A 25,667-nucleotide genomic window follows, 5' to 3' on the forward strand; every position below is an offset into this window, starting at 1 on the left:
CTAGCAGCCTGCCCAAAAAATTCCCGCTGGCGGCGTTGCAGCGCAAAAGTCAAACCTTCGCGTATGTCAAACACGCTCAATCGAATCGGCGTGGCGTTCACCACGCAAAGCAAAATGGGATTCCAAAGGGACTTGTCCCTTTGGCCGCCGGAGGCTCCCGCACCCCTATGCCTTCCTCCATCTGGATCGAACCGGGCGCTCGCCTAAACCCCACGCTGCCGCTTTCCCGCAGCGAGCTCAAGCCCCTTGTGGCCAGGCTTCTTGACGTTCTCGGCCTTCACAGTGCCGCCGTGGAGATCCGGCTCGTGGACGACGCTGAGATCGCCCGGCTGAACAGCGAATTTCTGGGCATGCCCGGCCCCACCAATGTTCTCTCCTTCCCCTCCGAAGGCCCGCAACGCCCCGGCTATCTCGGCGAAATAGCCCTTTCCGTGGACACGCTCACCCGCGAAGCCGCGCTCTACGGCCAGGAACCCACGGAGCATCTCATCCGGCTGCTCGCCCACGGGCTTCTGCACCTGGCCGGGTTCGACCACGGCGACGCCATGGAAGAGATGACGGCCCACGCCGTGTCCGCAGTTCTCTAAGCCACTTTACATCCGCACATCCAGAAGCTAATCGTTCCCTTTTCTCCAAGCAATTATTCGGAGGCGCATATGCCTAAAAGATTCCTGGAAATCCACGACATGTCCCCCGCCGAGGCCCGCGCCGTGGTGGCTCGGGCCATCGAGATGAAGCACATCAAGTTCCGGTCGGACCTGCTTGAGGGACGCACCGTGGCGCTTATTTTCGAGAAAGCCTCCACCCGCACCCGCGTGTCCTTCGAAATGGCGGTTCGCCATCTGGGCGGGTCCACCATCTACATGACCCAGCACGACTCCCAGCTGGGGCGTTCCGAGCCCGTGGAAGACACCATCCGCGTGCTGTCGCGCTACGTTGACGGCCTGGTCATGCGCACCTTCGAGCACTCCAAGCTCGAACGCATGTGGGCCAAGTCCTCCATTCCCATCGTCAACGCCCTGTCCGACGATTTCCATCCCTGCCAGGTGATGGGAGACGTGATGACCATGGTGGAGAACGGCGCGAATCTGGAAAAGACCAAGGTGGCCTGGATCGGCGACGGCAACAACATGGCCCAGTCCTGGATCAATTCCGCCACGTATTTCCCCTTCGAACTGGCCCTGGCCTGTCCCGAAGGCTACCTGCCCAAGAAGGACATCCTGGACGCGGCCCTGGCCCAGGGAGCCAAGATCACCCTGACGGCCGACCCCGGCCAGGCGATCTCCGGCGCGCATTTCGTCAACACCGACGTGTGGGCCTCCATGGGCCAGGAAGGCGAGACAGAAGAACGCCTCAAGGTGTTCAAGGACTACCAGGTCGATGCCAAGGCCATGGCCAAGGCCGCGCCCGGAGCCAAGTTCATGCACTGCCTGCCCGCCCACCAGGGCGAGGAAGTGACCACGGACGTCTTCGAATCCGAAGCCTCCATCGTCTGGGACCAGGCCGAGAACCGGATGCACATCCAGATGGCCATTCTGGAGTGGGTCTACACCTTACAATACGACACCGCCCCCTATACCCTCGCGGAGATCTAAATCATGAGCAGCATCAAGAAAGTGGTCCTGGCCTATTCCGGCGGCCTGGACACGTCTGTCATCCTCAAGTGGATCAAGAAGACCTACCAGTGCGAGGTCATCACCATGACCGCCGACCTGGGCCAGGAAGAGGAGCTCGACGGCCTGGAAGAGAAGGCCCGCAACACCGGTGCCTCCAAGGCCTACATCGACGATCTGCGCGAGGAGTTCGCGCGCGATTTCGTCTTCCCCATCCTGCGCGCCGCGGCCGTGTACGAGGGCCGCTATCTGCTGGGCACGTCCATCGCCAGGCCCTGCATCGCCAAGCGCATGGTGGAGATCGCCCTGAAGGAGGGCGCCCAGGCCGTGTCCCACGGCGCCACGGGCAAGGGCAACGACCAGGTGCGCTTCGAGCTCACCGCCATGGCCCTGGCCCCGCAACTCAAAACCATCGCCCCCTGGCGCGAATGGGACTTCAAGGGCCGCGCCGACCTCATGGCCTTTGCCAAGGACAACGGCATCCCCGTGCCCGTGACCAAGGAAAAACCCTACAGCTGCGACCGCAACCTCATGCACCTCTCCTTCGAGGGCGGCGAACTGGAAGACCCCTGGAACGAACCCGGCCCGCACAGCCACCTGCTCTGCTGCCGCGCCGAAGACGCGCCCAACGAGGCCGAGTACATCGAGCTGGAATTCGAGAAGGGCGATCCGATCGCTGTAGACGGCAAGAAGATGAGCCCGGCAGAGATCATCCGCTTCCTCAACAAGCTTGGCGGCAAGCACGGAGTGGGGCGCCTGGACATGGTGGAGAACCGCTTCGTGGGTATGAAGTCCCGCGGGGTGTACGAAACCCCGGGCTGCACCATCATCCACGCCGCACACCGCGACCTGGAAGGCATCACCCTGGACCGCGAGGTCATGCACCTGCGCGACTCGCTCATCCCGCGCTACGCCGAGATGGTCTACTACGGCTTCTGGTTCGCGCCCGAGCGCGAGGCCATTCAGGCCCTGATCGACAAGAGCCAGGAGAAGGTGTTCGGCACGGTGCGCGTGAAGCTCTACAAGGGCCAGGCCACTCCGGTGGGACGCAAGTCGCCGAACAGCCTGTACAATACCGAGCTGGTGACCTTCGAGGAAGACTCGGTCTACGACCAGTCCGATGCCACCGGGTTCATCAGGTTGCAGGGCCTGAGGCTGCGCGGCTACAAGAAGATGTAAGAGACCAGGGCTCCGCCCTGCACCCGCCAGGGGGATGATCCCCCTGGACCCCCAGTTGCTTCGCGGGATTCGCGAGGCGCTGCGGGTGGGCGAGGAGTATGAGCCGCCGGGAACGCCCAAAGCGGCTTATCCCGGCGGATCGCCATCGCCGCAAGCGGCGATATTTTTGAAGGCAGAAGGCGCGGCCTTGCGCGCTTTCTGCCTCGTTCAAATCAAGCATCGATCAACGCGAAGCTATATGGGATTCCAAAGGGACTTGTCCCTTTGGCCGCCGGAGGCACTCTTCCATGACCACTTCTTCGTCCAAACCCTGGGGCGGCCGGTTCGCCGAGCCCACCTCCAAGATCGTCGAACGCTACACCGGCTCGGTCCGTTACGACAAAGCCCTGTACGAGCAGGACATCGCCGGCTCCAAGGCCCATGCCCGCATGCTGGCCCGCCAGGGGATCATATCGGACGATGAGGCCAAGAAGATCGTAGGCGGCCTGGACATCATCCTGCACGAGATCCACGAGGGCAAGTTCGTCTGGAAGGACGAGCTGGAAGACGTGCACATGAACATCGAGGCCAGGCTCACCGAGATGATCGGCGATGCCGGGCGCAAGCTGCACACGGGCCGCTCGAGGAATGACCAGGTGTGTTTGGATTTCAGGCTGTTCGTGAGCGCAAGGCTCGAGGCCTGGGGCGAGCTTCTGGCTGGACTCGTTAAAGTGTTGGTTGAACGTTCCGGCGAGCATGTGGACACCATCCTGTCCGGCTACACGCACCTGCAGCCAGCCCAGCCCGTGAGTTTGGGGCATCATCTGCTTGCCTACGCCTGGATGTTCAAGCGCGACCATGAGCGCTGCCAGGACGCCCTGAAGCGCTCGGCGGTGTCCCCTTTGGGAGCGGCCGCCCTGGCGGGCACGACGTTTCCGCTGGACCCCAAGGCCGTGGCCGAGGAGCTCGGCCTGTACGGGACGTTCAACAACAGCCTGGATGCCGTGTCGGACAGGGATTTCGCGCTGGAAGCGTTGTTCGTGGGGTCTACGGTTATGACCCACCTGTCACGCCTGTGCGAGGAGTTGATCATCTGGGCCAACCCCAACTTCGGGTACGTGTCCCTGCCGGACGCCTTCGCCACGGGCAGCTCCATCATGCCCCAGAAGAAGAACCCGGACGTGGCCGAGCTCATGCGCGGCAAGACCGGCAGGGTGTATGGGGCGCTGTTGGGGCTTATGACGCTCATGAAAGGGCTGCCCCTGGCCTACAACCGCGACATGCAGGAGGACAAGGAGCAGTTCTTCGACGCGGACCGCACCGTGAGCGATTCTTTGGCCATCATGGCCGAGATGATGCAGGTGATGGGCTTCAGGCCGGAAAAGATGCGCAACGCCCTGAAGCTGGGATTTTTAAACGCCACGGAGCTGGCCGATTATCTGGCTGCCAAGGGGGTGCCCTTCAGGGATGCCCACCACGTGGCCGGATCGGCCGTAGCCATGGCCGAGAAGAAGGGCTGCGGGCTGGAGGATCTCACTTTGGCCGAGCTCCAGTCGCTTTCGAGTAAGATTGAAGCCGATGTGGCCGAGGTGTTAAAATACGAGACGGCCATGAAGAGAAGAAACACCCCGGGCGGCACGGCCCCGGAAAGGGTTGAGGAGCAGATCACTTTTTTGATGAAGTGGGTAAGAGAAGTTCAAGAATAATAGTTTGTTAAGTGTCGTTCTTGTCGCCCTGGATGCGGCGGTCTAATTGCTGTCATAATTTAGCATGATGAAATTGAGATGGATAGTATGCAGTCGCGGTTTACTTCATATATAATAGATAAATTTTTTATATTTTTTGTGCTGTTGTCTGCACTTATTCGTTTTTATCGCTTAGATATTCCTGCAATGTGGTGGGATGAAATCCTTGTTCCGTTAACGGCTAGTCATTCATGGGAGTATATTGTCAGTTTTTCGCTGGGTCCAGAAATGCACCCACCGTATTATGCATTTTTAGTTAAACTTCTTATGTATTTTAGTTCGTCAGAGTTTTTTTTACGTTCCATATCCGCGCTTGCTGGGACTGCTACTGTTGCTGTTGTATATTTTGTAGGGAAAAAAATTTCTGGTTATGGCGTAGGGCTCATTGCTGCGTCAGTGATGATGGCAAATCCATATATGATTTGGTTGTCACGGCAGGTTAGGCCGTACGCTTTATTATTATTGTCAATTTCAATCGTAATGCATCTTGTGTCAAGGCAAGATAAAGAGGATGTGAAAGCCTCTTGGCTGGCTGTAGCCATCATGAGTGGATTTCAGTTGCTCCTCCACTATGTATCAATATTTTTAGTTTTTTCACAAGCACTGGCAATTTCCGTTGGATTGATATTCGAGAAGAAAATGCGAGTTGAGTGGAAACGTTTGTCGTTGTATTTTGCAGTATTATCTAGTTTTTTTCTTGCTATTATACCGTTCTTCTATTCTCTTTTAGAGAGGAGAAAATCATCCTTTGTGAAAGAGGAGAATTCATACAGTGAAGTTTTCACTGTATTGAAAGCCAAGGTGATTGAGATCTCTCAGCTGGTTTTTCGTTCTGATATTTATCATATAGAATTGTTTCTTATAGCGTTTGGTGCCGTTATTTTGTTCCTTACGAGGAAAAGAATTGGTTTTTTAATTCCGCTGATGGCGATTGTCCCTCTCTCAATATTGTATATTTTTAAAGATACGTATGTGTACTTTTGGCATATTAGTTTCTTGATACCTACTTTTTCTTTGATGTTTTCTGTAGGTGTATGTTTTTTTATTAGACATGTGTACGTTCAGATGCTTGTGTCTCTGGCGGTTTCCTTTGTATTGCTATTCAATATTTATTCTGATGGGGAGAATAGGTTTTATTCTGTAGATAGCCATAGTAAATTTGCAGTTGGTCCATTTTCAAAATTGTCTCGTCCAGCAACCCAAGAGTTTTTATCTTTACCTTTTGATTCAGATATGCCTCGAGTTGTTTATTCTGACAGCATTGGGTTTATTAATAGCGTTAGTTGGTATCTTGATAGGTTCACGGCAAGTAACCCGTTGATGAATCAGAGTGTAACCAGTTCCGAGAAATTCCGAAATGTTTGGTATATAGCAAATGATACTCCTGGAAAGGACTCCCTCGCTCCAAAAGAAAATTTCGAGACGTATGTGGGTGAGAACCTATACAAAAGTAGCTATGTTGCTAAATATAAAGAGTTTGTTGATATATTTAAATTGTCTTCCTTTGTGTCCTGGGATGCTACGCCTTTAAACGTTTATACGAACTCAAAAGAGCTTAGCGATATTACAATCGTTGACAATATGGGGCCTTCTGTAGTCCCGACGAAAAATATGACTTTTGGCAGTTTTGTTTTAGAGGCAAAAAACCATATTGGGACAACAGGAACTGTTTTTGTTGATATAAAGCGTGTTAACGCAGGGCGCGATAATATATTCAAATTTTTGGTTGGCTATGATGATCATATTCGGAATGAAATATACGGAGAAGTCGGAAAAATAATCGGAGAGCATGTTAAACTTCGTATTGAAACGCCTGAAAAATATGATCGTATTGCATTTGAATATCGACTTTTGGCTGCAGATAGAACTGCAGATTATGAAGCAGGAAATCAACAGACTATTAAACTGCAAAATATAACCTTTCTATTTGATAAGAAGGGACTTTTATTTGATTTACTAAAGCCAATTACCATTCCAAACGGTGCATATCTACATGGAATTGAGGGCATCGAGCGAGACGATAACGGAAATTGGCGTTGGATTAATGGGTCAGAGGCAAATTATGAGTTCGATAGTTTGGAAGAGGCAGAGGGTGTCCTAAGAATGCTCATTAGCAATCCGATTCCGAATCAGAACGTCGCCATCACTGTGAACGGTAGTGAAGTCGCTAACAAGCAGAATATGCCTTATGGAAAATGGTTAGACACTCCAGAGAGCATCGAAGTCCCGGTTCGTTTTGTACCTGGGAAGAATCAGGTTAAGCTCATTTTCGGGAAGTGGAACCACAGAACTCCTGAAGAGACCTTCTCTCTAGCTGATCCCCGTCCTTTGTCTGCTGCTCTGCTGGAGTTGTCTTTTAATAAGTACTAGGCAAAAACTGAGTGGAAGGGCCTTGGGGCGTCTTAAAAGCTGAATGAAGTGGCGGAAGCGTATAGGGGTCGAACCTACCGAAGGGGATGAGCCTTCCACTGGATTTAAAGTCCCGCACAAACGTATTTCCTGCGTTTTCCCGATTCGTCCCTGCGCCTTGCCAATCCTCGATTAATTTCTTATCGATGCTTCCCACAGTATCCCGTTTCGGCCTTCCCGGCAGGGGGTAGGTAGGGGGTAAATGATGGGCAAGCATAGACGCATCGCAGGCCCATGCGATGGGGTTACCTGCTACGAACACGCAGATCGGAAATTCAACCGCAAACCAGATAAATACTACCTCATCCGCTACAGCGATTCCCAAGGAAAACGCCATGAGGAAGCCCTCGGATGGGCTTCCAAGGGTGGAATGACTCCAAGGCCATCAAGTGGATTAACGATATTCGCGAGAACATTCGCACAGGCAAAGGACCACAAAGCCTGCGTGCGATGCGTGAAGCCGTTGCAAAGGAAATGGCCGCTGAAGTTGCCGCTAAAGCAACATTGGACCGCTCGCTCTTCACCTTTTCCGAGGCGGCCAATGCGTACCTGACCTGGGCGCGCACCAACAAATCCAGTTGGGCAGCAGATGATACACGCCTTCGGCTGCACATCCTCCCCGCCCTGGGCCTTACCGCTCTCTCCAATGTCACTCCAAATGACATCGAGCGGATCAAGAATACACTCATCAAAACCAAGGCGCCTGCCACTGTTCGCCAGTGCCTGGTGCTTATTCATCGCGTTTTCAGCTTCTGCCGTCAGAACCATGCAAAGGGCGGCCACGGCCCGTACTACATGGGTGATATCCCTACGGCTGCAGTGCGAATTCCTCCGGTGCATAACGAGCGCGAGAGATTTCTCACCCGCAAAGAAGCGGACCACCTGGTCGCAACGGCCAGGGTGATTAGCCACGATATGGCTGAAATAATCCTCTTGGCGCTCAACACCGGGCTTCGCCGCAATGAGATTCAATCCATGCGCTGGGAGCATGTGAATCTTGAGAACGGTTCCCTTTCTATACCAGGAGTGGACGGCAAGCGCTCGAAGGGGAAGGGCGTTGTTTACTTGAATGCCATCGCTCTCGATCTTTTGCGCCAAAGAAAGAAGACTCAAGGCTCTGCCACTGACGTTTTCCCAGGCCAAGATGGCTTAAAGGACATCAGCAAGATCTTCAGGCGCATTGCCGACGCTGCCAGATTGAATGAGGGCATTGAAGATTCCAGGAATAAGATCACATTCCATAGCTTGCGACACACGTTCGCGAGCTGGTTGGCGCAGAAGGGCACGCCTCTTCTTACCATCAAGGAGCTTTTGCGCCATCGCTCCATCGAAATGACGATGCGGTATGCCCATCTTATCCCTGACGCGAAGCGTGAGGCCGTTGAGCAGATTTGCTTCTCTGAAGAGCCGAAGCCAGAGGATTAGCGCAGCTCTTCTTTATACCGCGCGACTGGGTGATGCGTTCGCGAAGATAGATCAGCTTGTAGGACTGGGCCGGGATGCGCATGGGCCCCACGCCGTGGAAGGCTTAGAGCGCGTTGTCTCCTGGATGGTAGGGAAGGATTTGGTAGGCCACCATCTGGCCCCAGGGGGTGAACTCCACACCGCGCCGGGCCGTGTTCACGTTTTGCAGCTGTCCGTCCACATAGTCGTCCATCTGGTCCTCCTCGATGAGTTCAAAGCGCAGGGGCAGGACGGGGAAGTCACGGTCCCAGACTTCTTGGACCAGATACTCGGCGTCTTCGATAACGTGGCCTAATCCGAGCTTCTGCTGTGAATAAACCGACTCCTCGCCGCTGATGTCGGCCTGGGGAGCTCAGACGTTCCACAGAGCCTCCACGGTGGCGTTGATCTTCGTGTCCGGGTTGCCATTGCGCAGGGTGAAGGCGGCCTGTCCATAACGAAGTCGTAAGACCAGATGTGATTGGGCCATCATGGCCTCAACCGGACACATGAACCACCGTTGAGCTAAATCCGACTGTGCTTTGGCTGCTTCTGCGTAACCTTCAGCCCGTGCTGACGCCAGATGCGCTCTATGCGTTTGTGGTTCACCCAAGCCTTCCCGCTCAATCAAGGCCTGGACACGGCGATACCCATAACGGCCGTGCTCGAGGCGAAGTGGATGATGGCTGCTTTCAGCGGCACTTCATCTCTGGCCTCGAGGGGACGTTACCGCTGATTCGCTCGGGGCTGTTCCAGTACCCGGCACACTCGCCGTTCCGGCATATCGAAGATCGAACGCACATGAGTCACGGATTTCCAGCGTCGGGAAGGGCACAGAAATTTCCCCTTGCTCCTCCTGCAAAATGAGCTTGTCCAATGTCAGCTCTGCCACAGCCTTTTTTTGCCGGGCGTTCTCACGCTCCAGGGCTTTCAGCTTCTTGGTCTGGTCGACTTTGAGCCCACCTTACTCATTGCGCCAGCGGTAAAAAGACTGCTCGCAGACGCCCAGCGCCCGGCATGTCTCGGCCACAGTCTTACATTGTGCCACTGAAACCTCGGCCTTACGCAGTTTAGCTATTATCGGCTTTGGGGCCTGTCCGTGCCTGCCCATAACCTGCCCTCCATGACTCAGGGACTAACAAGGTCCCTGGCTCAGGTTTAGAGGGGCAGGCCCAGGAACAGAAGAGAAAATGGGGTCAAGTCGCAAGAGCCTCTCACGCCGCTAACAGGGGGTCAAGTTCCCTCGGGGACATCAAAGAAAAACAAGTGGCTACAGAATATTTTCTGTGAACATTTTTTTTCCCCACGCTATACCCCACATGCGTGATCGAAATTGGTGGTAGTCGGACGTAGTTTATTTATGTCTGAAGACAATTCTACTCTTATTCACGGAGTAGGATCAACTCTGTATCATCTGTTCTTAAATGAACATCTTTCGTATGGTGTCCAAGCCGACTCCTGTTCTTGTACTCACGTGGATTATATCTTCCGCTCCAGCGTTTCTTAAAAACCGCTCCGCCCGCTCCACGTTTGCGCTGGTTTCGTCCACTTTGGTGACTACGCCAACCACGGTCCGGTTGAACAGGGTGGCGAACTGCGGGGGGAAAAGACTGCTTGACCTGGTGGCATCCTGGATCAGGGCCAGAACGTCGCAATCAACCGCTGTGGTGATGAGAGCGCGATAGAAACGTCTGTTCTCCAGAAACTCCCCGGGGGTGTTGATGAACTGTCCCCGGAATTCCACGGCTATATTCCTTTTCTTGGGGAACTCTTCACCCGAGAGAGCCCGGATGAGCGAGCATTTTCCGGCACCGGTTTCTCCTATGAGCATCATTATCTTCATGGGCCGTCTAGGACCGCGTCATCTCTACGGACGCGTAGCCAAGCACCCCATCGAAATAGGCGAGCACTCCGCCAAGCGCGGCCTCCACGCTGGCCACATCCCCCACCAGAACCAGCGAACCGCCGAACCGGTCCAGAAAGCCGATGTCCACGGACGCCGCCTTGGTGGCGATGTCTGCGGCGATGATAACACCCTCGCTCGGGGTGATGGTCAGGATGCCGATGGCGTCGCCCGCCTCATGGTCCAGGCCAAGCTTTATGTAGATGCTTTGCTGGGGGCTTGCGATCACATGGGCCAGGGTGACCTGCTTGCCAGGCACATACTCCTGGATAACTCTCTGCTTTGGTTCGTTCGCTATCTTCACAATAACCTCCCTGTCGCCCTTGCTCAGCAAAAGCTTGTATCCCCGGGCAGCCGTTTCACAGTATCTGCGCCTTGAGCCCTTCACTGGGAGAGGGAATCACCACATGGCTGAGCACTGGCCCCGCGTCGCCAACCCCGTCCACTCCGGCGCGCACAGAGGCGTTTACGGACCCCACGTCGCCGGTCATCACGACAAAAGCCTTGCCGGCAAGCCCGGCAGCGAAGCGGATCTCGAGAAGGTCCACCTGGGCGGTCTTTGCCGCGGCATCGGCCGCCAGGATGCAGGACGCGGTGGTGCACGTTTCAATGATGCCCAGGGCGCCGATCGTGGCTCGTAAGGACGTTCCGCTAAGGGCGGGGATGACGTCCGCATGAACGCTGGGGAGCAGAAACCAGTCGACGATCAATTCGCCGCCGATCTCCCGGCCAGTTTCCACGGAGCTTTTCACAGCTCCCGTGTCTCCGGCCACAATCACAAGATAGCGCCCCGGACAGGTGGGCCGGGCAAGCACAAGTTCCACTTCAGCGGCTTTCACCATCTCATCCGCAGTGTGCATGCCCATGGCGATGCTGTTTAGTTCAACACAACCGATAGTGCGTAAATTCATTGCGTTCGTCCCTTTTAGTGCGCTCTGATTGTGACCATGCCGTCCGCGGTGGCTTCCACCACGCCGCTGATGCTCGCGTGAACCCTTGCTCCAAGAGCCTTTTCAGGAATTTCCCCGATCAGATCGCCCTTCGTTACCCTGGCGCCGCAGGACACAACGCACGCGGCAGGCGCACCGATGTGCTGCTTGAGCGGAATTACCACATTGGATGGTGTGAACTCGCAGGCGTGATCGAAATGGGTGTCGTATTGCGCCACGTTCAGCCGCTGCATCAGGCGTTTGGTGGGGATCGAGCGGCTCTCCCGGAAGGGGTGGCCCACAAGCTCCCTTGTGGAGGATTCCCAGCGAACACCCTTCTGCATCAGGGCCTTCTTGATCTGGGCGTTGACCTCCCTGGGGGAGACCATCATGGGGCAGGCGAATTTCTCGCAGATGCCGCATTCGGAGCAGAGCAGGGCCTCTTTGGCTTGAGGACTGGAGTATTCCTGGGTGTCCAAAATCCGCATCAGCTTATGGGGATGGAGGCTATGGCCGAGAAGATTCCTAGGGCAAAGATCCGTGCATTGTGAGCACTGGCAGCAGATTGTGTTGGTAATGCGCCGCACCCGGGCTGGGTCCATTATCTTCCTTGCCACCACGGTATGATCCGGCGGCAAAACGATCAGGCCGCTGGTTGTCTTGGTCACGGGCTGGAGCATGTCCGGCAGCACCCGGCCCATCATGGGGCCTCCGTCCACCACCTTGAAGTCGGAAATGGTGGGGCCGCCAGCAAAGGCGATCACATCGCAGACTTGGGTCCCCACGGGAACCTTCACGACCATGCGCTTCTTCACCTCGCCCGTAACCGTTACATAGCGGTGGGTGGTGGGCGTATCCTCCAGGGCCAGGGCCACGTTGTAGAGCGACTCCACGTTGCTCACCACCGCCCCCACCTGGAGGGGGATACCGCCTTCTGGAACCGTTCTGCCAAGAACCTCCCGGACGAGGACCTGTTCGTCACCGGCAGGATAAAAGTCCTTAAGTTCAAAGAGTTCCAGCCGTCCCGTGCCATCTCGTGCAACTGCTTCCCGGACGGATGCCATGGCTTTGGAGTGCTTCCCCTTCAGGCAGATGATCCCTTTCCCGGCTCCAGTGCAGTCAAGAACCGCTTCCAGGCCGCGAACCATCGTCTGTATGTGCGTTTCCAGGATATAAGGGTCACTCATGAGCAGAGGTTCGCAGGAGGCGCCATTCACAAGAACCGTATCCACCGTTGCGGCAACCTTCACATGGGTTGGAAAGCCGGCGCCACCGGCACCTACCACTCCGGCGTTTCGAATCTTTTCAACAATCCGCTCTCTCATAGCTTTTCCTTGCTGCCCGGGTGAACGAACAGTCGCCTTTTCAAGTCACAGCCAACCAATTGGGAGACATCGGGATGATGCCCTTACCAGGCCTGCTCCAGAAGCCTCTTTACGTCCTCGTGGGATGGTCTTCTTGGATTGCCCCCAGTGCAGATGTCCTCCAGAACGTTTTTGGCCATCACATCCAGGTGCTCCCGGAAGACGGCTTCATCGATGTTCAAGGCGCGTATGTGGTTGGGGATGCCCATGGAATCGTTCATCTCCCGTATCGCCTGAATGAGGTTCGTGGTCCCCTCTTCCACCGTGGCGGCGGGAATGCCCGCGATCTCGGCAATCTCCCGATACTTCACGCCCACGTGAAAGCTGTTGAACCGGACCACGTAGGGAAGGATCACCGCATTGGCCAGACCGTGAGGGATATGAAACAGGCCCCCCAGGCTGTGGGCAATGCTGTGGGTGAGCCCCAAGCCGCTGTTGTTGAAGGCCATGCCCGCCATGCAGGACGCCAGGAGCATCATTTCCCGGGCCTCCATGTCGTCCCCGCATTGGAAGGCCCTGAAAAGATAACGGAACACATAGCGGATGGCATATTCCGCGTAGATGGTCGTAAACGCGTTGGCCTGCAGAGAGGTATAGGCCTCGATGGCATGGGTCAGTACGTCCATCCCGGTCGCAGCCGTCCCGGGAGGAGGGACCGTCCGCGTGAAGCGCGCATCCAGAATGGCCATGTCCGGAATCAAGAGCTCGTCATTGAGGGGGATTTTCACCTCATTGGCCTTGTCCGTGATCACGGAGAACGATGTCACCTCGGAACCGGTGCCGCTGGTGGTGGGAATGGCCACCAGCAGCGGCTTTGCCGTCTTGTTGCCCGCTTTGTGGGCAAAGAACATGATGGCCTTGGCCGCATCGATGACCGAGCCTCCCCCAAGGGCGATCACCAGGTCGGTCTGGTCCCTAAGATAATGGAGCGTCCCCTTGGTGACCGTTTCCAGGGAAGGGTCCGGCCCCACATCATCAAACGTGCTGTGTCCGATCCCGGACCTGTCCAGATGGCTCTGGATGCGGTCCGTAAAACCGGCCTTCACCATGACGGGGTCCGTTACGATGAAGGCCCGCTTGGCCGGCAGTTGCTCAAGGCTCTCAAGAGCGCCCGGGCCATAGCAGATCTTTGTTTTGCCAAAAAACTGAGTCACCCCTCGATTCCTCCAAAAGGTGTCCGGCCCGAAAGTGGATCCGAGCCGAGAGTGAAAGGCCTCCCGCTAGGCGGGACGTTTTGGAAGAATCTTCTCCACGTCGCTGTGAGGGCGGGGAATCACATGCACGCTCACCAGTTCGCCAACACGCCCGGCGGCAGCGGCGCCAGCGTCCGTGGCGGCCTTCACCGCGCCCACATCTCCCCGCACAAGCACGGTCACGAGCCCGCTGCCAACCTGCTCGCGGCCGACAAGCACCACATTGGCGGCTTTGACCATGGCATCCGCGGCTTCAACGGCTCCAACAAGACCTTTGGTTTCGACCATTCCCAACGCGTTCATATGGTTCTCCTTCTTTATTTCTCTGCTCAGATGTTTTCTTTGATGGTTTTGACCACCTGACAGCTCAAGACCTTCAACTGCTCAGGATTTTTGATCCCGTATTGCGTGTTCAGTATTGCGGATACGGCCAGGACGAGCTTCTCCAGGCCCGGAGACGCTGCCTCAGCCATGGGCGTAGGCGCGCATTCCGCTCTTTCCGGTGCGGGCCCGTAGACGATGGGGACCCCTCTCTTTGACAATTCGTCTTTGGCGCCGGGCGTCAGGATGATCGTCCCGTCGGCGTATACCTTGCCGGTCGCCTGGCAGATTGCTTCATCCAGGTTGTCTGTCCCAACGAGTTTCTTTCCCATTTATAACCTCGCAACGCTTGTTAAAGCCTGAACCACAGAGGCGCTGGGCCTAGGTATCACCACCGCCTCGACAAGGTCCTTGCCCAATGCCGATTTGGCGGCCTCGGCAGCTTCCTCAACGGAAGCCACGTCCCCGCTGATGACGAAATAGGATTTGCCGTTGATGCCCTGGCCCATGACAAGGCGCAGCAGGCTTACGACGGAGCGTTTCACGGCACTGTCCGCCGCCGCCACCCCGGAAGAGACCGTGCGGCACTCGATGATGCCCAGCGCATCACCCTCTTTGGCCATGGAGCTCTTTTTCAGAACGTCGATCACCTGGGAGGACACGTTGGAAATGACGAAGCTTCCAGCCAGAACGCGCCCTGATTCACGGGCCACTCGAACCGAGGTTTCCACAGCCTCGCGGTCACCGGCCACATGGATCATGTATCTGCCGGAACAGATGGTCGTGGCGCGGACAAGCTCCACGGAAGCCACCTTCACCATGGCGTCCGCCAGCTCCCCGCCGGCGGCAATGCTTTTGCTTTCCACGATGCCCAGCGTGTCCATGCGTTAGCCCTCCGGCCTCACTTCCACTTCATCGATGATGGCGATGATGGCCGCATCCATGGGGGTGTCGGTGTTTCTAAGAGCCTTGCGCGCGGAACTGCCCGTGACCACAAGCACACGCTCGTCAATGCCGGCGCCCACGCAGTCCGCAGCGACAAAGCTCTCATGCTCGCCGCCGCCAGCAAGGTCCATGCGCTTGACGATCATCAGCTTCAAGCCGCTTAAGGTTTCTTCTTTGCGGGTAGCCCACACATTGCCGATAACTTTTCCAATAATCATATTCCCGTCGCCCTCATGAACGGTACACAATGTTTATGTTCATGCTTCTGGCCGCATCGGCCGCTAGGGGGGTCACCTTTGCCGTCACCGGAACCCAGAGAACAGTTGCTCCCGCCTCCCGTGCCTCTATGACGGTCTGCTCGGTCACAAGGTTTTCCCAATGCCTGACAGTAGCTGGAAGTTCCCGCCTGAACTGCTTCATTCCGTACGAGGCCAACGCTTTTTCATAGGACTCATACAGGCCGTACAAGGACGCTGGAGCTGTTTCGCGGTAGGTTTTGTACTCGAAGTCCAGAACGTGAACCTCGGTTCCTGTGAGGAGAAGCCGTAGCGCCTCGGTCAGGAAGGGCCCGATGGCCTTGCCGCAGGCCAGATCAGCCATCGCACTGCAGGAGAGGAGGGGGAGGATGTAACGCACAGAGGCACGTTTTTCAGCCTCTTCGCCCAGGAAGAGCACGTCAGTCTCTTCACCCAGGCATTCCCGGACCTTTGCGGCCAGAGCCTGGTCTCTTGTGCCCAGAACCATGACGCAGGCCTTGTCAGCCTCCTTGCGAATCTGTTTGAGAACTTCCTTTGCAATGGCGCGAACCAGTTCCTGAACGTCCACGGGGTTCTCCTACGCGCCGCAGTTCATGGCTATGCCCAGGGGCGTGACCAGAAAGGGGTTGGCGGGCTTGTAGACCGGCTTTCCGGTCTCAAAGTGCATCACCTTTTCCATGTCTTTCAGGCAGCAGGTCCCCCCCACCAGGTAAATGGCTGAAATATCGCGCCCCTGGATATGGCTGCTGACGATGGAGGCCATTTTCTGAAGCACCGGGCGAACCAGGGGAAGAATATCCTCCTGGCGGTCTTCCTGTTTTTTCAGATCCTCTGCTTCTTCGAAGCTCACCCGGTAATTGCCCGCCAGCACCAGGGTGAGGTGGGTTCCTCCCGTGGCTTCGTCCGCCACGTAAACCACCTTGCCGTCTTCAAGGATTGAAAGGCCGGTGGTGCCGCCGCCGATGTCCACGATCACGCCGTTTGTCACTCCGAGCACGGCATTGGCCGCCGTGGGTTCGTCCAGAACGCCGGTCACTTCCAATCCGGCGGCCTCCACCACATAACGATGGGTCTTGCATGTGCCCTCTCCCGTGCCGGGCGGAACGGCAATGGCGGCATGGGTGAGGGTGCGTCCCAGGCGTTTTTCCAGCTGCCCCACAAGTTTTCGAACAATCTGGGTGGCCCCGGTGTAGTCCACCACGATGCCATCCCTGATCACCTGGGCGAATTCCATGGCGCAGCCCACGGCCTCTTTCGCGCTGTTTAAGACCACCACCACGATGTAGGCCGTGCCGAGGTCCACTCCCACGTGGAGCGTCTCGTCCGCACTCACGGGCACTGTGCTCTCTATGCAGCGCTCAAGAGCCGCGATTTTAGAATCAATGGTGGCAAAATCCATTCCCGGCCTCTTTCTTCCCTATTATCCTGCCGGACACATTGGCGTTCCAGCCGGCGCTGTTGCCCTCGTCCAGGTCTATGTGCATGGCCAGGCTGAACGTGTCGCTGACGCGCACCACCACATCCTCGAGGATCACGGGGCGTTCTCCATTAAGGCGGACACAGACCCTTTCGTTATCTGACACGCCGAAGCGCTTGGCTTCCTGGGGCGTCATGTGGATATGGCGGGCTGCGACTATGAGACCCTCTTCCAGACCTACTATGCCCGTCTGGGAAGCCAGGATGATACCTGGAGTCCCGGCTGTGTCGCCGGACTGGCGAACCGGAGTGTCGGTACCAAGGGTTCGCGCGTCGGTCCTGGATATCTCCACCTGGGAGCTGCCCCTCACGGGCCCCAGGACCGCCACATTGTCGATGACCGCCTTGGGGCCGATGAGCCGCACCCGCTCCTTGCACAAATATTGCCCCGGCTGGGAGAGCTCCCGGACAGGGGTCGGGGGGCCGCCGAAAAGGGCCAGGGCGTCCTTCTCGCTCAGATGGACATGGCGTGCCGAAAGCTCCACAGGTATGGCCTCGAAGACGTCGAAACAGGGCAGCTCACTTGAATTCTGGTCGCCCAGCTGTTCGACGACGTTTCTCAGGATACCCTCCAGGATGTCCTGTACGGCTTTCTCGTACATGTCAGGCTCCGCATGCCGGTGGTTCCGGCGTGTTCTCTCTTTCGCGCAAAGCAATGGAGGGGAGGGCGCAAGGGCCTGCCCCCCTCCACTGTGAAATCCTCGGGAGCTCCTTGTCTGAAACGCCCTCTCAGAGAAGAATCCCGTCAGGACTTCCATGGCGTGCTACCCTTCGACCTTGGGGAGAATCATTTCCACTTCGCTGTGAGGGCGCGGGATCACGTGAACGCTGACCAGTTCCCCCACCCGGGAGGCAGCTGCCGAGCCCGCGTCCGTTGCCGCCTTGACCGCAGCCACATCACCGCGGACCATGACGGTCACAAGCCCGGCGCCCACCTGCGAGCGGCCGATAAGGGTCACGTTGGCGGCCTTCACCATGGCGTCCGCCGCTTCGATTGCGCCAACAAGTCCTCTGGTCTCAACCATTCCCAATGCAGTCTGCGTCGACATACTCGCTCCTTTTAAAGAGTATTCTAAGTTGCTTTATATACTGATTAATTCCCTAACTGCGCTCACGCCATTTTCTTCAACTGCTCTATGATCATTGCCGTGATGGCATTGACGTCGATGGAGGAGGCGTCCGTCTTCACCGGAGCGGCCGGGCAAGGCATGTTTCCGAGGTCGTAGGCCACTCTTCTGATGTTCATGAGGTTCAGCGGCGTGACGTTGTCCGAGGTGGAGCTTCCGCCTACTGTGCCGCAGCCCAAAGTGAACGAGGGGAAAAGGCCTGTGGTTATGCCCACCGCGCCCTGGGTGGACGGGGTGTTGACCAGGAGTCTGGAAACGGGCTTTTTCATGCCGAACTCCCGGATAACCTCTTCATTCTGAGAATGAATGGCCAGGGAGTGGCCGATCCCGCCGTTTTTTAAAAGCGCGTGGCAGAGTTCGCAGGCTTCTTTCCAGTCGTTCACCACATAGAAACCGAGCAGTGCGGTGAGCTTTTCCTTGGAAAATGGGTACTGAGGCCCCACGCCCTTTTCGTCTGAAACCAGCAGGCGGGTTCCCTGGGGAATATCGATTCCCGCGATACGGGCGATATAGGCGGCGTCCCGGCCCACGATGTCGGGGTTCATTGCCCCGTTGGGGCGCTCCATCACCCGCTTGACCTTTTCAAGCTTCTCGCCCTCCAGGAAGTAGGCGCCCTGGGAGATCAGCGTTGCCTTGACCTTCTGGGCGATCACAGTCTCGGTTATGATGGCCTGCTCCGAAGCGCACACCGTGCCGTTATCAAAGGTCTTGCTGGCGAATATCTTGGTGATGGCGTCCTCGATATTGGCGCTCCTCTCGATAAAGGCAGGCACGTTGCCCGCGCCCACGCCCAGGGCGGGAGTGCCTGAGCTGTAGGCGGCCTTCACCATGGCCGGGCCGCCCGTGGCCAGGATCAAGTCCACGATCTTCATGAGCTCATGGCTGCCCTCGATGGTGGGGACGCTCATGACGCTGACAAGGTTTTCACTCACACCGCAATAAACCAGGACGTCCCGGATTATCTCCACGGTTTTGCCGATGCATTTGCGTGCGCTGGGGTGAGGGGTGAAAACAATGGCGTTGCCGGATTTGAGCGCTATGATGGACTTGTAGATGGTCGTCGACGTGGGGTTGGTGGAGGGAATGATTCCCGCGATCACGCCCATGGGCATGGCGATCTCAACGATCTTGTTCGCCTTGTCCTCCCTGAGTACGCCAATGGTCTTCATGTCCTTGATGGCATCGTAGAGCTGCGTGCTGGCAAGGATGTTCTTGGCTTTCTTGTCCAGGACCTTCCCGAAACCGGTTTCTTCCACGGCCAGGGCGCCAAGCGCTTCCGCCTGCGCGGCGGTGGCTTGGGCAATGGCTTTGATAATGGCGTCAACCCGCTCCTGACCGAGCTCTACAAATTCAGCCTGAGCCTTTCGCGCGCTGCGCACCAGGGAACGGGCTTCCTGAATGGACAGCAAATCCTTGTCTACCATGCGCCTACTCCTCTTCCTGCCTGCTGGCAGCGATGATTGCTTCGACCAGATCCGTCTTGCTGACTGAGGCCATTTCTTCCTGGGTTATGGGGAATCCGGCCAGGGAAGCGGCTATCTCCTTAAGCGACTTAGCGCTCATCCTCTTAAGCTTCGCCGCGTCAGGGAGCGCTGTTCCGGAGACGACGGGCGGGGCGTGCCCGCCGCCTCCGGTTTTCGCTGCGGCCCTGGGGGAGGTGGGGCGGGGCGCTTTTGGCGTCTCGCCCAGGGCGAGGATGCGCGAAAGTTCTTCGTCTGGGCGGGCGATGACGTGCGAGGAAACCAGGACAAAGCCCTCGATGCGCTGAGCAGCGGTCACGGCGGCGTCCACGGAGGCCTTCACTGCGGCCACATCGCCCGCGATGGAGATGGTCACGAGCCCGCCGCCCGCGAGATTCTTTTCCAAAAGGCGCACATTCGCGGCCTTGAGCATGACGTCAGCGCATTCAATGGCAGCAAGAAGGCCTTTTGTTTCTATGAGTCCAAGTGCCGTCACAGCGTTATCCTCCTCACGCGCGTAAGATGTGCACCGCGTTGTTCATCAATGTCTCAGCACGGAAACCCGAAGATCATGTTCGTCGAAACAGGCCGTTATTCGGTCCAGGTCCGTGCTGTTCAACACGGGGTCGCCACCCATTCTGTAGTCCCACCCCAGCTGGCTGTATTTGTTGGTGCCAAGCTTGTGGTAGGGGAGGATGTCTATTCCTTTAAAATTCTTAAAATCTTTGAATGGCATCAGGAACTGAATGAGCTTGCGGCAGTCATCCATAGTGTCATTGACGTCCTTCAAAAGCGGAATCCTGATCCGTACATTGTGTCTGTACTCAAAAAGCATTTTAAGATTGCTCAGGATCGATTCGTTGCGCACCCCTGTCAGCTCATAATGACGTTCTGAGTTCATGTGTTTCACGTCATAGAGAAAGAGGTCCGTGTATTCGGCGATTTTCATCAGGGTTTCTGGCCTGGCATACCCGCAGGTCTCCACGGCTGTGTTTATCCCTCGCTGCCTGCACACCATAAGCAGGTTGGCCGCCGCTTCCGGCTGCATGAGCGGATCGCCGCCACCCAGGGTCACACCACCGCCGGACATGTCATAGAATGGCTTGTCTTCCTCAATGATCTCTACGAGTTCCGATATGGTTTTCTTTTCTCCGGACACAGCCAGAGCGGACACAGTGCAGGCTTCCTCGCATTTTCGGCAGCCGATGCATTCGATGTTGCGTGCGATTTCATGCTGCCTGGAGTGTGGCGGCATTTTGTGGATCCCCACAGGACAGACCGGGACGCAGGCACCGCAGTGAACACAGAGGTTTTTTTTGAAGAGCACCTGATATTGTCGAACCTGACCTTCGGGATTTGAGCACCACTTGCAGCGCAGAGGGCACCCCTTGAAGAACACCAGAGTCCGTACGCCATGCCCATCATGCGTATTGTACTTCTGGATGTTGAAGATGAGCGCCTTTCTCTCAATCATGCGGGCGTCTCTGTTGCTTGAACGGGAAATACTTCAGGCATCTCTTGTCCACTTATATGCTGTGCAGCATTGTTCTGCTGATGATCTCGTCCTGCACGTCCTTGCACAGTTCCACGAAGAAAGCGCTGTATCCTGCCACCCGCACAACGAGAGAACGGTACTTCTCCGGATGCTTCTGGGCATCCAAGAGCACTTCGTTGTCCAAGTAGTTGAATTGCATTTCTCCGTTGCCCAGCATGCAGGCGGTGCGGATAAGGGTGATGATGCCGTTCTCGCCTTCCGGCGTGTCGAGCAGGCCGGACATCAGCTTGAAGTTGTGCACCATGCCGATGTTCATGCTGTCGTTGGTCATCTTGGAGACGGATTTGATGATGGCCGTGGGTCCTTTGACGTCCGCGCCCTGGGTGGGGCTTATTCCGTCGGAGAGAGGCATCCAGGCTTCGCGGCCGTTGGCCGATGCCCCAAGCAACTGGCCGAAGGGGGTGTTGTTGGAGATGGAAAGGGTGCCGTGGCTCAATATGGAGTAGAGCGTCTTGTACTTGCGGTGCTCCGCTTCGGTAAAATAGACCAGATCCGCCGCGATGAGGTCGGCGTAGTCGTCGTCGTTGCCGTATTTGGGGGCGGCCAGGCAGTCGGCCTTTATTTTGTCAAAGCCCTCGAAGTTCGCCTTCAGGGCAGTGTTTAGCTGCTCCAGCGTGTATTTCTTGTCGTCGAATACGAGCTTTTTGATGGCAGCCATGGAGTCGGTGTATGTGGCCAGACCGCTCCAGACCACCCCGGGGCCGAAGTTGTACATGGCGCCTCCGGCGGAGACGTCCCTCCCTGACTCCATGCATCCTTCGTACATGAGCGACATCAGGGGTTTGGGCGCAAGCTCCTTGTGGACGCGCTGGGAGATGACAGTGGCCACGCTCGACCACTTGGTGATGAACTTGATCTGCTCCTTTACCGCGGCCTCGAACTTTTCGTATGTATCAAACTCGCTTAAGCCCCCCATGTCCGGGCAGACCTTTTTGCCATACCAGAGGGGGACGCCGCGGTTGAGCACCAGTTCAATGCATATGGGCCATTGGGTGTAGGCCGTGGATGTCCACTGGTAGAGTCGGCCGGACTTCTGTGGCTCCACACAGCCCATAATGCAGTAGTCGCGGGAATCCTCGATGGAAACGCCCTTGGCCAGCATCATCTTGATGTGGGCATCGTCGAAATGGACCGCGGGAAAGCCCATGCCTGAACGGATGACATCCACAATCTTCTTCAAATAGCGCTGCGAGGACTTGTTGTGCACCCGGGCGGCCAGGGAGGGCTGGTAGATCCGGACATGGCGCACCGCGTCCATGAGCAGGTAGGTGAGGTCGTTTGTGGCGTCGCGGCCTTCGCGGGTCACGCCGCCCACGCACATGTTGACGAAGGGCTGGTACCCGGCAAAAAACTTTGAGCCCCCTTCGCTGGTGATCCACATCATCTCGGACATCTTGATCAGCATGCAGCCGGCGAGATCGAAGGCCTCGTACTCGGTCATGCGGCCGGAATCGATGTCCGCCCTGTAGAAGGGGTACATGTACTGGTCCACGCGTCCGATGGACATGCCGGTCTGGTTCTCCTCCACCACGAGGAGGGATTCGATGGTCCAGACCGCCTGGATGGCCTCCCAGAACGTGCTGGGCTTATGGGCCGGCACCCTGGCGTTCACTTCGGAAATCTTCTGCAGTTCGGCCTTGCGCTTGGGGTTCTGTTCCCTGGCGGCCAGCTCCGCCGCATACTGGGACAACCGTTTGGCGTAGATCATCACCCCTTCGGCGGTGTCGATGATGGATTTGTAGAAATAGATCTTGTCGATATCCTCGGGGTTCTCATAATCAAGCTTGGCGAGATGCTCTTCGGCCTCACGCTTGATATCTTGCATCCCCTTGTTCATCAGGATGACGTCGTAGCCGGGGTTGGAGTCACCTCCGCCGTTTATTGCGTGGTAGGAGCAGTCCGTAACATAGGATTCGCCGGAGAGTTCCCACAGGCCGGCTTCCCTGTATTGATCTTCGCAGTACTCATCCACGGACTTGCCTTTCCAGAAGGGAAAGATCTCTTCGCGCATGATCCGCTTGTCTTCTCCGGAGATGTAGAACGGGTCCTGCGGGCGGGTGGCGATTGTATCAATCTCGTTTTCCATCCAGCGCCAGGCGATGTCCGGGGAGAACGCTCCCGCCCGGGGGGCACCGTTTGGGGCGCCCACGATCAGTTCCTGATCCAGGATGACGAGAGGAGCGGTTTCGCACGAGCGGCGAAAACTCTTTCCGCGCAGGATGGCCTTGGGCATACCGGGATGCTCCTTGGCGATCTGGGTGATGGCCCGGGCACGGTGGGTGGTGATGCTGGGAACCTGCTTGAGGAAGGTCTCCTTGAGCTTGACGTGTCGTTCCGTGGGGCCATCCGGAATGCCTGAGCCGCCGGAGGACTCAGGCATGTGCTTCACTGGTGGAGTTTTCAGAACCTCCGCGGAAACGCCCTCAAATATCTTTTTCAAAGAGGCACGCTCTTCAGGAGTCAGTTTCTTTGTCGCCTCTGCAAGCTTATTTGAAAAATCTCGAAGATCCACGTTGTTGCCTCCGTTCTACAGGGTACCTTTGATCATCGGGCCGCAGGGTCGTTCATGACCCGGATCACTTCTTTCAGGAGCTGGTGTATGGTTTCCGAGCTCATGGAGTGGTCGCTGCCGCCGGGCATGCTCTTTTGCGGGTCGGGTTTCTCCTGCTCTGAGATGCTGCCGTCCATGGCAGGCATTTGCCGCACGCCATAACCAACCTTGCGCGTGTATATGAGGTTCAGCGGACTCACATTGTCCGAGGTGATTCCGTATCCGGCGGAGCCGCTGCCCAAGGTCATGGAGGGAAAGAGGTTAGTGGTAGCGCCCATGCCGCCGAATGCGGCCGGCGTATTCACCAGGAGCCTGCCCACGGGCTTTTTCAGGGCGAACTGGCGGATGACTTCTTCGTCGTTGGAATGAATGACCATGGTGTGGGCATTTCTTTCGTAAAGGAGCAATTCGATGCACTTTTCGCAGGCGTGCATCCAGTCGTCCTCCACGTAGAAGCCCAGGACAGGGGAGAGCGTTTCCCTGGAAAAGGGGTCCGCATCGGAGACGTATTTTCTTTCCGCGATTAGAACCGTCACATCAGCCGGAACCGAAAAACCCGCCTTCTGGGCCAGGGTTCCGGCAGACAGGCCTATTACCCCTGCATTTGGCCTTCCATCCGGGCAGAAAAGCACGGCTAGCTTGTGCGATTCTTCCTCGGACATGAAGTAGGCGCCATTGTCCTGCAAGGCGCGCCTTACATCGCGGGCGATGCAGGCGTCCACCACGATGGACTGTTCCGCCGAGGCGGCGATGCCGTTATCAAAAGTTTTGCTCGCAACAATGTCCTTGGCTGCCTGCTGGATGTCGGCGGTGCGTTCAACAAAGGCCGGGCCGTTGCCGGTTCCCCCATACACGAGGGGCTTGCCAGAATTCCGGGCCGCATGAAGCATGCCCGGCACCCCTGTGATCATAATGAGCGAGACCGCCTTGTGGTTCATCAGCTCAAGGGTCCCGCTTTTTGTCACCGGGTGCAGGCAGGCAAGGGCCCCCTCAGGCAGACCATGGGCCTGCGCTGCGTCGATCATAATGTGCAGCACCTTTTCGATGCATTTCACGGCCCTTGGGTGGGGAGAGAAAATGATGGCGTTACCAGACTTCAAGGCAATCAACGTGTTATGGATGGTTGTGGAAACCGGGCTGGTCGCCGGGCAGAGGGCTGCGATCACCCCGACCGGGATGCCGACATCCATGATGCGGCTCTGCCTGTCTTCACCTATGACGCCCACGCAGCGCATGCCCCGCAACCGTTCGCGTACATGGCCGCAGACAAAGCGGTTCTTCACCCACTTGTCCTGCCATCTACCGTAGTCCGTTTCCTCATGAGACAAGACCGCAAGGGTCTGGGTATGCGCTTCGACCGCGTCAGCCACGTACTCGACGATTTCGTCCAGCTTCTCCTGAGGAAACGCCGCCAGCTTCCTTTGCGCCTCAAAGGCGTTTTCAGCGATGATTCTGGCGTGCTGAATGGAGAGCAAATCATTGTCGACAATCATGAATGTCTCTCCTGCCTGCGGTGCAAGGTGGGGGCGCTTGTTGCGCGCGTGGAGTCAAGAATCCTGGGCATTCGGTTCAGTGGGGAAGGAGATTCTCAAGGTCGTATCGTTTAAGGATGCTGGCCAGGCTCGGGTGGGGCGAGGGAATGACAACAGAGCTGTAGACCGTGGCTCCCATCTCTTCGACGGCCTTCACTCCGGCTTCCACCGCCGAGGTACACGCGGCAACATCCCCCTGAACCAGAACCGAGATGTATCCCGAAGCGACGTTTTCGTAGCCGACGAGTTCCACATCCGCTGTTTTCAGCATGGCGTCCGCTGCTTCCAGGACAAAGACGATGCCGAACACTTCAATGAGACCAAGCGCCCTGGGCCGGTGCTTGCCGTTTTCCTGGTGGTGCGCATCGTCCACGGCATGCACGGAAACGATGTCGCCAACCCCACGGATTGGGCGGGGCATGACGTTGCGGGCCGTAAGCTTGCCAATTTCTGCTGCCCCAGCCGCCCCAGCATCCACTGCGGCCTTCACGGCGGCCACATCCCCCTTCACCATGACGGCAACCAGGGTGGAGCCTACGTTTTCATAGGCGATCAAGGCGACATTGGCCGCTTTGAGCATCCTGTCCGCCCCGTTGATCGCCGGGACCATTCCCAGAGTCTCGATGAGGCCCAAGGCCTCCTCGCCGTAATACCTCATGCGTTTCCTCGTACTTGCTCCGCCAGTT

27 protein-coding genes are annotated in these 25,667 nt (G+C 57.0%); 6 read left to right on the forward strand and 21 right to left on the reverse strand.

All coding sequences use genetic code 11. The features are described 5' to 3' along the window. Positions 1–167: 167 nt before the first annotated feature. From ybeY to HY795_15060, 6 genes are all read left to right on the forward strand, one after another. Positions 168–587 (forward strand): rRNA maturation RNase YbeY, encoded by a 420-nt coding sequence (ybeY, locus tag HY795_15035; protein ID MBI4806539.1) that lies wholly within the window; start codon positions 168–170, stop codon positions 585–587. Between the two features lie 69 nt (positions 588–656). Then, positions 657–1,595, forward strand: coding sequence for an ornithine carbamoyltransferase (gene argF / locus HY795_15040; GenBank protein ID MBI4806540.1), 939 nt, complete (start codon positions 657–659; stop codon positions 1,593–1,595). 3 nt (positions 1,596–1,598) lie between these two features. Then, a complete protein-coding gene (locus HY795_15045) occupies positions 1,599–2,792 on the forward strand; it encodes an argininosuccinate synthase (GenBank protein MBI4806541.1) in 1,194 nt (397 codons plus the stop codon). A gap of 287 nt (positions 2,793–3,079) precedes the next feature. Further along, the gene (argH, locus tag HY795_15050) at positions 3,080–4,477 is read left to right on the forward strand and encodes an argininosuccinate lyase (GenBank protein ID MBI4806542.1); all 1,398 of its coding nucleotides are present in this window, start codon (positions 3,080–3,082) and stop codon (positions 4,475–4,477) included. Positions 4,478–4,555: 78 nt separating this feature from the next. Beyond that, complete coding sequence (locus HY795_15055) at positions 4,556–6,886, forward strand: glycosyltransferase family 39 protein (protein ID MBI4806543.1); 2,331 nt, start codon at positions 4,556–4,558, stop codon at positions 6,884–6,886. A 390-nt stretch (positions 6,887–7,276) separates the two neighbouring features. Further along, positions 7,277–8,350, forward strand: coding sequence for a site-specific integrase (locus HY795_15060; GenBank protein MBI4806544.1), 1,074 nt, complete (start codon positions 7,277–7,279; stop codon positions 8,348–8,350). Between the two features lie 103 nt (positions 8,351–8,453). On the opposite strand, the gene HY795_15065 is transcribed toward HY795_15060, so the two are convergent. The 21 genes from HY795_15065 to HY795_15165 form a co-directional block, all read right to left on the reverse strand. After that, positions 8,454–8,726 (reverse strand): phage portal protein, encoded by a 273-nt coding sequence (locus HY795_15065; GenBank protein MBI4806545.1) that lies wholly within the window; start codon positions 8,724–8,726, stop codon positions 8,454–8,456. A 167-nt stretch (positions 8,727–8,893) separates the two neighbouring features. Continuing rightward, the gene (locus tag HY795_15070) at positions 8,894–8,995 is read right to left on the reverse strand and encodes an IS3 family transposase (protein MBI4806546.1); all 102 of its coding nucleotides are present in this window, start codon (positions 8,993–8,995) and stop codon (positions 8,894–8,896) included. 793 nt (positions 8,996–9,788) lie between these two features. Beyond that, the gene (gene eutP / locus HY795_15075; GenBank protein MBI4806547.1) at positions 9,789–10,211 is read right to left on the reverse strand and encodes a EutP/PduV family microcompartment system protein; all 423 of its coding nucleotides are present in this window, start codon (positions 10,209–10,211) and stop codon (positions 9,789–9,791) included. A 7-nt stretch (positions 10,212–10,218) separates the two neighbouring features. Continuing rightward, the gene (locus tag HY795_15080; protein ID MBI4806548.1) at positions 10,219–10,569 is read right to left on the reverse strand and encodes a BMC domain-containing protein; all 351 of its coding nucleotides are present in this window, start codon (positions 10,567–10,569) and stop codon (positions 10,219–10,221) included. A 61-nt stretch (positions 10,570–10,630) separates the two neighbouring features. Further along, positions 10,631–11,182 (reverse strand): BMC domain-containing protein, encoded by a 552-nt coding sequence (locus HY795_15085; protein MBI4806549.1) that lies wholly within the window; start codon positions 11,180–11,182, stop codon positions 10,631–10,633. 14 nt (positions 11,183–11,196) lie between these two features. After that, positions 11,197–12,525, reverse strand: a complete 1,329-nt coding sequence (locus HY795_15090; GenBank protein ID MBI4806550.1) for an SLBB domain-containing protein — start codon at positions 12,523–12,525, stop codon at positions 11,197–11,199. Between the two features lie 83 nt (positions 12,526–12,608). After that, positions 12,609–13,718, reverse strand: coding sequence for an iron-containing alcohol dehydrogenase (locus HY795_15095; GenBank protein ID MBI4806551.1), 1,110 nt, complete (start codon positions 13,716–13,718; stop codon positions 12,609–12,611). A 66-nt stretch (positions 13,719–13,784) separates the two neighbouring features. Further along, positions 13,785–14,060: a propanediol utilization microcompartment protein PduA gene (gene pduA, locus HY795_15100; GenBank protein MBI4806552.1), complete on the reverse strand. Its 276-nt coding sequence runs from the start codon at positions 14,058–14,060 to the stop codon at positions 13,785–13,787. A 26-nt stretch (positions 14,061–14,086) separates the two neighbouring features. Continuing rightward, positions 14,087–14,410, reverse strand: coding sequence for a hypothetical protein (locus HY795_15105; protein ID MBI4806553.1), 324 nt, complete (start codon positions 14,408–14,410; stop codon positions 14,087–14,089). Next, entirely contained in the window at positions 14,411–14,962 is a 552-nt protein-coding gene (locus HY795_15110; GenBank protein MBI4806554.1) for a BMC domain-containing protein, read from the reverse strand. A 3-nt stretch (positions 14,963–14,965) separates the two neighbouring features. Beyond that, positions 14,966–15,241: a EutN/CcmL family microcompartment protein gene (locus tag HY795_15115; GenBank protein ID MBI4806555.1), complete on the reverse strand. Its 276-nt coding sequence runs from the start codon at positions 15,239–15,241 to the stop codon at positions 14,966–14,968. Positions 15,242–15,254: 13 nt separating this feature from the next. Further along, complete coding sequence (locus HY795_15120; GenBank protein ID MBI4806556.1) at positions 15,255–15,848, reverse strand: hypothetical protein; 594 nt, start codon at positions 15,846–15,848, stop codon at positions 15,255–15,257. 9 nt (positions 15,849–15,857) lie between these two features. Next, on the reverse strand, positions 15,858–16,679 hold the full coding sequence (gene eutJ, locus HY795_15125; protein ID MBI4806557.1) for an ethanolamine utilization protein EutJ: 822 nt from the start codon (positions 16,677–16,679) through the stop codon (positions 15,858–15,860). Further along, positions 16,660–17,358, reverse strand: a complete 699-nt coding sequence (locus HY795_15130) for a phosphate propanoyltransferase (GenBank protein MBI4806558.1) — start codon at positions 17,356–17,358, stop codon at positions 16,660–16,662. The genes eutJ and HY795_15130 overlap by 20 nt, the downstream gene beginning before the upstream one ends. A 162-nt stretch (positions 17,359–17,520) precedes the next feature. Then, the gene (locus HY795_15135) at positions 17,521–17,805 is read right to left on the reverse strand and encodes a BMC domain-containing protein (protein MBI4806559.1); all 285 of its coding nucleotides are present in this window, start codon (positions 17,803–17,805) and stop codon (positions 17,521–17,523) included. A 62-nt stretch (positions 17,806–17,867) separates the two neighbouring features. Beyond that, on the reverse strand, positions 17,868–19,307 hold the full coding sequence (locus HY795_15140) for an acetaldehyde dehydrogenase (acetylating) (protein MBI4806560.1): 1,440 nt from the start codon (positions 19,305–19,307) through the stop codon (positions 17,868–17,870). A gap of 4 nt (positions 19,308–19,311) precedes the next feature. After that, positions 19,312–19,839 carry a BMC domain-containing protein gene (locus HY795_15145; protein MBI4806561.1) on the reverse strand — a complete coding sequence of 176 codons (528 nt, stop codon included), beginning with the start codon at positions 19,837–19,839 and terminating at the stop codon, positions 19,312–19,314. Between the two features lie 45 nt (positions 19,840–19,884). After that, a complete protein-coding gene (gene cutD, locus HY795_15150; GenBank protein MBI4806562.1) occupies positions 19,885–20,817 on the reverse strand; it encodes a choline TMA-lyase-activating enzyme in 933 nt (310 codons plus the stop codon). 52 nt (positions 20,818–20,869) lie between these two features. Continuing rightward, positions 20,870–23,410 carry a choline trimethylamine-lyase gene (gene cutC, locus HY795_15155; protein MBI4806563.1) on the reverse strand — a complete coding sequence of 847 codons (2,541 nt, stop codon included), beginning with the start codon at positions 23,408–23,410 and terminating at the stop codon, positions 20,870–20,872. Positions 23,411–23,442: 32 nt separating this feature from the next. After that, positions 23,443–24,942: an aldehyde dehydrogenase family protein gene (locus tag HY795_15160; GenBank protein MBI4806564.1), complete on the reverse strand. Its 1,500-nt coding sequence runs from the start codon at positions 24,940–24,942 to the stop codon at positions 23,443–23,445. Between the two features lie 76 nt (positions 24,943–25,018). Continuing rightward, a complete protein-coding gene (locus HY795_15165; GenBank protein ID MBI4806565.1) occupies positions 25,019–25,639 on the reverse strand; it encodes a BMC domain-containing protein in 621 nt (206 codons plus the stop codon). Positions 25,640–25,667: the final 28 nt, after the last annotated feature.

Source organism: Desulfovibrio sp., from assembly GCA_016208105.1.
GTDB lineage: Bacteria > Desulfobacterota > Desulfovibrionia > Desulfovibrionales > Desulfovibrionaceae > Fundidesulfovibrio.